General features: G+C 70.8%; 5 protein-coding genes. All 5 read right to left on the minus strand.

Annotated elements, in window-relative coordinates; genetic code table 11:
• Positions 1–17 precede the first annotated feature (17 nt).
• The 5 genes from pstA to ABT123_RS35755 all read right to left on the minus strand — a co-directional run bounded on the left by pstA (position 18) and on the right by ABT123_RS35755 (position 6,928).
• On the minus strand, positions 18–1,094 hold the full coding sequence (gene pstA / locus ABT123_RS35735; RefSeq protein WP_351322436.1) for a phosphate ABC transporter permease PstA: 1,077 nt from the start codon (positions 1,092–1,094) through the stop codon (positions 18–20).
• Positions 1,094–2,086 (minus strand): phosphate ABC transporter permease subunit PstC, encoded by a 993-nt coding sequence (gene pstC / locus ABT123_RS35740; RefSeq protein ID WP_351322438.1) that lies wholly within the window; start codon positions 2,084–2,086, stop codon positions 1,094–1,096. The genes pstA and pstC overlap by 1 nt, the downstream gene beginning before the upstream one ends.
• A gap of 128 nt (positions 2,087–2,214) precedes the next feature.
• On the minus strand, positions 2,215–3,351 hold the full coding sequence (gene pstS / locus ABT123_RS35745; RefSeq protein WP_351322440.1) for a phosphate ABC transporter substrate-binding protein PstS: 1,137 nt from the start codon (positions 3,349–3,351) through the stop codon (positions 2,215–2,217).
• Between the two features lie 390 nt (positions 3,352–3,741).
• The gene (locus ABT123_RS35750) at positions 3,742–4,716 is read right to left on the minus strand and encodes a CHAD domain-containing protein (RefSeq protein ID WP_351322442.1); all 975 of its coding nucleotides are present in this window, start codon (positions 4,714–4,716) and stop codon (positions 3,742–3,744) included.
• Entirely contained in the window at positions 4,697–6,928 is a 2,232-nt protein-coding gene (locus tag ABT123_RS35755; RefSeq protein WP_351322444.1) for an RNA degradosome polyphosphate kinase, read from the minus strand. Before ABT123_RS35755 ends, ABT123_RS35750 begins: the two co-directional genes overlap by 20 nt.
• Between the last annotated feature and the right edge of the window lie 356 nt (positions 6,929–7,284).

Below are 7,284 nucleotides of genomic sequence, written 5' to 3' on the forward strand. Positions count from 1 at the left end.
TGCTCTTTTCGGTGGCCTCAGCGGCCGGTCTTCGGGGCCTTCCAGCGGGCGATGCCGCGGGCCACCAGATTGAGGATCATGACGAAGGCGATCAGGACGAGGGCAGCGGCCCAGGCCCGGTCGTAGGAGGCTTCACTGCCGACCTTGTACTGCTCCCAGATGTACAGCGGGAGCGAGGACTGCGCGCCTTCGAAGGGGTTGCCGTTGATCAGCTGGGCGCCGAAGACCAGCAGCATGATCGGCGCGGTCTCACCGGCGATACGGGCCACGGCCAGCATCAGACCGGTGGAGATGCCGCCGATGGCGGTGGGGAGCACGACCTTGAGGATCGTGCGCCACTTCGGCACACCGAGGGCGAGGGAGGCCTCGCGCAGCTCGTTCGGGACGAGCTTGAGCATCTCCTCGGTGGAGCGGACGACCACGGGCATCATCAGGATCGACAGGGCCATCGAGCCGGCGAAGCCGGAGGGGCCGAAGCCGAGCGCCAGGTTCCAGGTCGTGAGGATGAACAGACCCGCGACGATCGACGGGATGCCGGTCATGACATCGACGAAGAAGGTGACCGACTTGGCGAGGGTGCCCCGGCCGTACTCGACCAGGTAGACGGCGGTCAGCAGGCCGATCGGCGCGGCGATCAGGGTGGCCAGGGCCACCTGCTCGATGGTGCCGAGCAGCGCGTGGTAGACGCCGCCGCCCTCGTCGAAGGCGGTGATGCCGTTCATCGAGTGGCTGAGGAATTCCGGCGTGAGGGCCTCGATGCCGCGGCTGATGGTGACCCAGATCAGCGAGAACAGCGGGATCACGGCGAGCACGAAGCAGACCCAGACCACGGAGGTCGCGACCCGGTCCTTGGCCTGGCGCCGGTTCTCGATCACCGAGCTGGCGGTGTACGTGATGATCACGAACAGGGCGGCGGCGATCAGGCCCCACTGGACCTTGCTGTCCAGCCCGGCGACCGCGCCGATGCCCGTACCCAGGGCGAGGGAGAGGGCGGTGATGCCGGCCGGCGCCCAGCGGGGGAGGCCGCCGCGGGTGAGGCTGTCGGAGGACTTGGGGCCCCGGACGGGGCTCGGGTCCTGAAGTGCGTGGCTCATCAGGCGTTCGCCCCCGAGAACTCCTTGCGGCGCGCGATGATGAGGCGGGCCGCACCGTTGACCAGCAGGGTGAGCAGGAAGAGGACCAGACCGGACGCGATCAGCGCGTCCCGGCCGAACTCGTTGGCCTCGTCGAACTTCGCGGCGATGTTCTGTGCGAACGTGCCGCCACCCGGGTTCAGCAGGTGTCCGGAGATGAGGAAGCTCGGGGAGAGGACGGTGGCCACGGCCATGGTCTCGCCGAGGGCCCGGCCGAGGCCGAGCATCGAGGCGGAGATGACGCCGGAGCGGCCGAAGGGCAGCACCGACATCCGGATGACCTCCCACCGGGTCGCGCCGAGGGCCAGGGCGGCCTCCTCGTTCATGCGCGGGACCTGGAGGAAGACCTCGCGGCTGACGCTGGTCACGATCGGCAGGATCATGATCGCGAGCAGGATGCCGACGGTGAAGAGCGAGCGGGCCACGCCGACCTGGGTCTTCTCGAACACGTACGTCCAGCCCAGGTACTCGTCCAGCCACAGGTTGAGGCCGTTGAGCTGCGGGACCAGGAAGAGCGCGCCCCAGATGCCGTAGACGATCGAGGGCACGGCGGCCAGCAGGTCGACCACGTACGCGAGCGGCGAGGCCAGCTTGCGGGGCGCGTAGTGCGAGATGAACAGGGCGATGCCGACAGCGATCGGAACCGCGATGGCCATCGCGATGATCGAGCTGACGACGGTGCCGAAGAGGAGGACGGCGATGCCGAAGACAGGGGGGGTGGCCGAAGCGTTCCAGTCGAAGGTGGTGAGGAAGTTGCCCTCGTTCTTCGACAGGGCGATCGAGGCCCGGTAGGTGAGGAAGACGGCGATCGACGCCATGATCACCAGCAGCAGGATGCCGGAGCCCTTGGAGAGCCCGGCAAAGATCTTGTCACCGGCTCGGCCGGTGGACCTTCCGCTCTGGGTGACAGCGGACGGAGCCGTGTCTATCTGGGTGGGTGTGGTGGAAGCCATTGTCTTTCCGGTCTGTGTGGGGGCGAGGCCCCCTGGCGGCGGTGCACCGGATCCCCCCGGGTGGAGGGGGAGGGTCCCGGTTGCCGGCCCCACCCGGACGGGGGTGGAGCCGGCAGCTGGGGCGTGACTTAGGACAGCGAGGCGACGACCTCGCGGACCTTGGCGTTGATCTCGGCCGGGATCGGGGCGTAGCCCTTCTCGGACAGGACCTTCTGGCCGGCGTCCGAGGCCGTGTAGGTCAGGAAGGACTTGACGGTGGGCAGGGTCTCGGCCTTGTTGCCCTTGTCGCAGACGACCTCGTAGGTCACCAGGACGATCGGGTAGGCGCCGTCGGCCTTGGTGGTGTAGTCGAGCTTGAGGGCCAGGTCCTTGCCGGTGCCGGCGATCTTGGCGGCGGCGATGGCCTTGGAGGCGTTCTCGGCGGTCGCGGCGACCGGGGCGGCGGCACCGGTGTTCAGGTCGACCGTCTTGATGCCCTGGGAGGAGGCGTAGGAGAGCTCGAAGTAGCCGATGGCGCCGGCGTTCTGCTTCACCGCGGCGGCGACACCGGAGGAGCCGGAGGCGCCGAGGCCGCCCTGGGCGGGCCACTTCTTGGCGACCTCGTGCGGCCAGGCGTCGCCGGCGGTGGCCTTCAGGTACTTGGCGAGGTTCTCGGTGGTGCCGGAGTCCTCGGAGCGGTGGAAGGCCTGGATGGCGAGGTCGGGCAGCTCAACGCCGGGGTTGAGCTTCTTGATGGCCTCGTCGTTCCACTTCTTGATCTTGTCGTTGAAGATGTTCGCGAGGGTGGTCGCGTCCAGGTTCAGCTTGTCCACGCCGGGGACGTTGAAGCCGAGGGCGATCGGGCCGCCGACCATCGGCAGGTTGATGCCCTGGCCGTCCTTGCAGATCTTCTTCGACTCTTCGACCTGCTCGGGCTTGAGCGCGGAGTCCGAGCCGGCGAAGCCGACGGTGCCCTGGTTGAAGGCGACGATGCCCTCACCGGAGGAGGAGGACTTGTAGTTGACCTCGACGCCCTTGCACGCGGCCATGTAGTTCTTGATCCACAGGTCCACGGCGTTCTTCTGGGCGGAGGAGCCCGAAGCGAGCAGCTTGCCGGTGGCGCCGTCGCACTTGACGTCGCCGGCGGCGGCACCGCTGGGAGCGGCGGTGGAGCCGTTGTTCTTCGTGTTGTCGTCCGAGCCGCACGCCGTGAGGACCAGGGCGCCGGACACGACGAGCGCCCCGAGGGCGGAGGCACGAAGCATGTTCTTGCGCTGAAGCTTCACTTTCGGGTGTTCCTTCCAGGAGCCGCCGGCCGCTTTCTGAATCGGGGCGGCGTGCGAAGAGGACTACGTATGTTGGGCCCGGGAGTGTCGGCGTTTCGCGGCCGACCCGCACCGTGCACTGCCGAAATTAGGCAGAACAGGTGAAGCGGCCGACGGTCGTGAGTGAACGGACGGTGAACCGTGGCGGACGGCATGGTGAGTCCGCTGGCCGGTGCGCCCGGCCGTAAGACGCCGTTATGCGGCTGTTACCTCGGAATCCCGGTGTCTATGCGTCCCGGGTGGCCCGGATCGGCCGGTTCCGGCCTGCTCCAGCCGCTCCCGGCCCGGCCGTCCCCGCGCTGTGCGGGGATGGCCGGTTTTCGCCGTTGCCGGGGCGCTGCCACGGCCGCCCTACGTGGGGACAACCGCCCGGGCCCAGATCTGCTGGAACGCGAAGCGGGAGGCCTCCACCTCGTGCCGCTGGTCGGCATGGAGCACCCCCAGCGCGTACGCGGTCGCCGGGGCGATCCGCGGGGTGCGGGCCGCCGTCGCCGAGGCCGCGGCGGCCTCCGCCGCGTCCCGGTGCCGGTCCAGCGCCTCGCCCGCAGCCGCCAGCCGGGCCACGTCCGCGCCCAGAGCCTCCTGGGCGTACCGGTGGACCCGCAGGAGCCGGCGTACCGAATGCCAGGGCGCGTCCTGGTGCGAGTCGTCGATCAGGGCGTCCGCGTTGTACGGGTGGGCCGCCCGGACCAGCGGCAGGCCGGACAGCGCCGCCGTCAGCCGGGACTCGGTCTGTGCGGCCAGCGGCACCAGCACGTCCTCGGTCCGGCCGGCCGCGGCGATCGGGTCCAGCGGAACCTCCGAGGCCAGCACCGCCACCGCGTCCGCCACCGCATGGAACCGGGAGGACCCCAGGGCCTGCAGGGTCGCCGAGTGGGCGCGGGTGCGGGCCAGCGTCAGCTGTCGCTCCAGCAGGGCGGCGGCCCGCGCCGAGCCGACCGTCAGCGACCCGCCGGCCGAGCCGGAGCCGCGCGGAGCCGGCAGTTCCGGGGAGCCCGACAGCCGGTGCAGCGCGTCCAGCAGCCGGGTCAGCCGGGCCCCGTACGCATGCTCGTCCGCCAGCGTGGCCGACAGCCAGACCAGCTCGGTCCGCAGCCCGTCCGCCCAGGCCGATTCGGCGACCGGCCGGTAGGTGGCCAGCGAGCCGCTGATCCGGCGGGCCGCACCCCGCAGGGTGCGAGCCGCCTCCGTCCCCTCCACCGCATCCGCCCGGCTCTCCTCGTGGAGGCGCAGCCCGCGCAGGAAGGCAGTGGCCTGGGCGCGCAGGTACGCGCCCAGCACCTCCCCGGCCGTGCGTGCGGTCAGGTCATGGTTTTGCTGAGCCACGCCGGCGCCTCCGGGCGTCTATGAGCATCTCCTGTACGTGCCGCAGCGGCTGGCCCTCCGGGTCCGTGCCGTGCCGGGTCCAGTCCCCGTCCGGGCCCAGGTGCCAGGAGGAGGTGGCGTCCGACATGCCGGTCTCCAGCATCCGGTCCAGGGCCGCGCGGTGGGCCGGGTCGGCGACCCTGACCAGGGCCTCGATGCGGCGGTCGAGGTTGCGGTGCATCATGTCGGCGCTGCCGAACCACACCTCGGGTTCGCCTCCGTTGCCGAAGGCGAAGATCCGGGAGTGCTCCAGGAAGCGGCCGAGGACCGAGCGGACCCGGATGTTCTCCGAGAGGCCGGTGACCCCGGGGCGGACGGCACAGATGCCGCGTACCCAGATGTCCACCGGCACCCCGGCCTGGGAGGCCCGGTACAGCGAGTCGATCAGTGCCTCGTCGACGATCGAGTTGACCTTGAATCGGACGTAGGCGGGGCGGCCGGCCCGGTGGTGGGCGGCCTCCTTGTTGATCCGCGCGATCAGCCCGTCGCGCAGGGAGCGGGGCGCGACCAGCAGCCGGCGGTAGGTCTCGCGGCGCGAGTAGCCCGACAGCCGGTTGAACAGGTCGGACAGGTCCGCGCCGACCTGCGGGTCGGCGGTGAGCAGGCCGAGGTCCTCGTACAGGCGGGCGGTCTTGGGGTGGTAGTTCCCGGTGCCGACGTGGCTGTACCGGCGCAGGGTCTCGCCCTCCTGGCGGACCACGAGGGACAGCTTGCAGTGCGTCTTGAGGCCGACCAGGCCGTAGACCACGTGGCAGCCGGCCTCCTCGAGCTTGCGGGCCCACTTGATGTTGGCCTGCTCGTCGAAGCGCGCCTTGATCTCGACGAGGACGAGGACCTGCTTGCCGGACTCGGCCGCGTCGATCAGGGCGTCGACGATCGGGGAGTCGCCGGAGGTCCGGTACAGGGTCTGCTTGATCGCCAGGACGTCCGGGTCGCCGGCCGCCTGCTCCAGGAAGGCCTGGACGGAGGTCGAGAAGGAGTCGTACGGGTGGTGCAGCAGCACATCGCGCTCGCGCAGGGCCGCGAAGATGTCGGGCGCGGAGGCGGACTCGACCTCGGCGAGGTCGCGGTGGGTGCCGGCGACGAACTTGGGGTACTTCAGCTCCGGGATGTCCAGGGACGCGATGCCGAACAGGCCGGTCAGGTCGAGCGGGCCGGGCAGCGGGTACACCTCGGCGGCGGACACCTTCAGCTCCTGGACGAGGAGGTCCAGGACGCCGGGGTCGATGGACTCCTCGACCTCCAGGCGGACCGGCGGGCCGAAGCGGCGCCGCATGAGCTCCTTCTCCAGGGCCTGGAGGAGGTTCTCGGCGTCGTCCTCCTCCACCTCGAGGTCCTCGTTGCGGGTCACCCGGAACATGTGGTGCGCCAGCACCTCCATCCCCGGGAACAGCTCCTCCAGGTGCGCGGCGATGACGTCCTCCAGCGGGACGTAGCGCTGCGGGGAGGCCTCCAGGAAGCGGGAGAGGAGCGGCGGGACCTTGACCCGGGCGAAGTGGCGGTGGCCGCTGACCGGGTTCCGGACGACGACCGCGAGGTTCAGGGACAGGCCCGAGATGTACGGGAAGGGGTGCGCGGGGTCCACCGCGAGGGGGGTGAGCACCGGGAAGATCTGGTTGCGGAAGAGCGTGAAGAGCCGCGCCTGTTCCTTCTCGGTGAGGTCGGGCCAGCGGATCAGGTGGATGCCTTCCTCCGCGAGCGCGGGGGAGATGTCCTGCTGGAAGCAGGCGGCATGCCGGGCCATGAGCTCACGGGACCGGGTCCAGATGAGGTCGAGGACCTCGCGGGGCTGCAGGCCGGAGGCGGAGCGGGTGGCCACGCCGGTGGCGATGCGGCGCTTGAGGCCGGCGACGCGGACCATGAAGAACTCGTCGAGGTTGCTCGCAAAGATGGCGAGGAAGTTAGCCCGTTCGAGGAGCGGGGTCGCCGGATCCTCGGCCAGCTCGAGCACCCGCTCGTTGAAGGCGAGCCAGCTGCGCTCCCGGTCGAGGAACCGCCCGGCGGGCAGCTCGCCGGAGTCCCGCTCGTCGAAGGCGTCCGGATCGGCGTCGATCTCGGGCTCCAGATCGGCGTGCGGGCGGTGCGCGGCGATGGAGCCCAGCCGTGCGTTCCGCTCCGCCTGGGAGTGCTGGACAGGGACCTCGGTGGGGCTGGCGCTGGGCTTGTGACTCATGACTCCATTCTTCCGCGCACGCGGGAGGACAGGCGCGTCGGACGGGTCGGCTGTCAGTCGAAGTCCGGGCTGCATAAGGGGGAGCGTCGCAAGCGCGCTTGAATGCCCGGTTAATAACGTATGGCTTCCTGGGAGCGGTGGCCTTGACCGGCCGGGATTCCGGGGCGGCCGGGCCGAAGCTCGCCGGCTGCGCCGGGGCGGGGCGGGTCCGCTGCGCGGAGCCTTCCCCCACCCCGCCCCTTCCCGAAACCGGGGCTCCGCCCCGGACCCCGTAGCCGGGCTCCGCCCGGCGCCCCCGGCCTGGGGCTCCGCCCCCGGCCCCCCAACGGGGCCCGCCCCCGCGGCGGGCCAACGCC

This window comes from Streptomyces sp. NPDC002054 (assembly GCF_040296685.1).
In the GTDB taxonomy this organism is placed as follows: domain Bacteria; phylum Actinomycetota; class Actinomycetes; order Streptomycetales; family Streptomycetaceae; genus Streptomyces.

What these genes read in the sequence shown, in the direction of transcription:
- pstA (WP_351322436.1), bottom strand. Translation starts at nt 1,094, where the DNA reads ATGAGCCACGCACTTCAGGACCCGAGCCCCGTCCGGGGCCCCAAGTCC.
- pstC (WP_351322438.1), bottom strand. Translation starts at nt 2,086, where the DNA reads ATGGCTTCCACCACACCCACCCAGATAGACACGGCTCCGTCCGCTGTC.
- ABT123_RS35755 (WP_351322444.1), bottom strand. Translation starts at nt 6,928, where the DNA reads ATGAGTCACAAGCCCAGCGCCAGCCCCACCGAGGTCCCTGTCCAGCAC.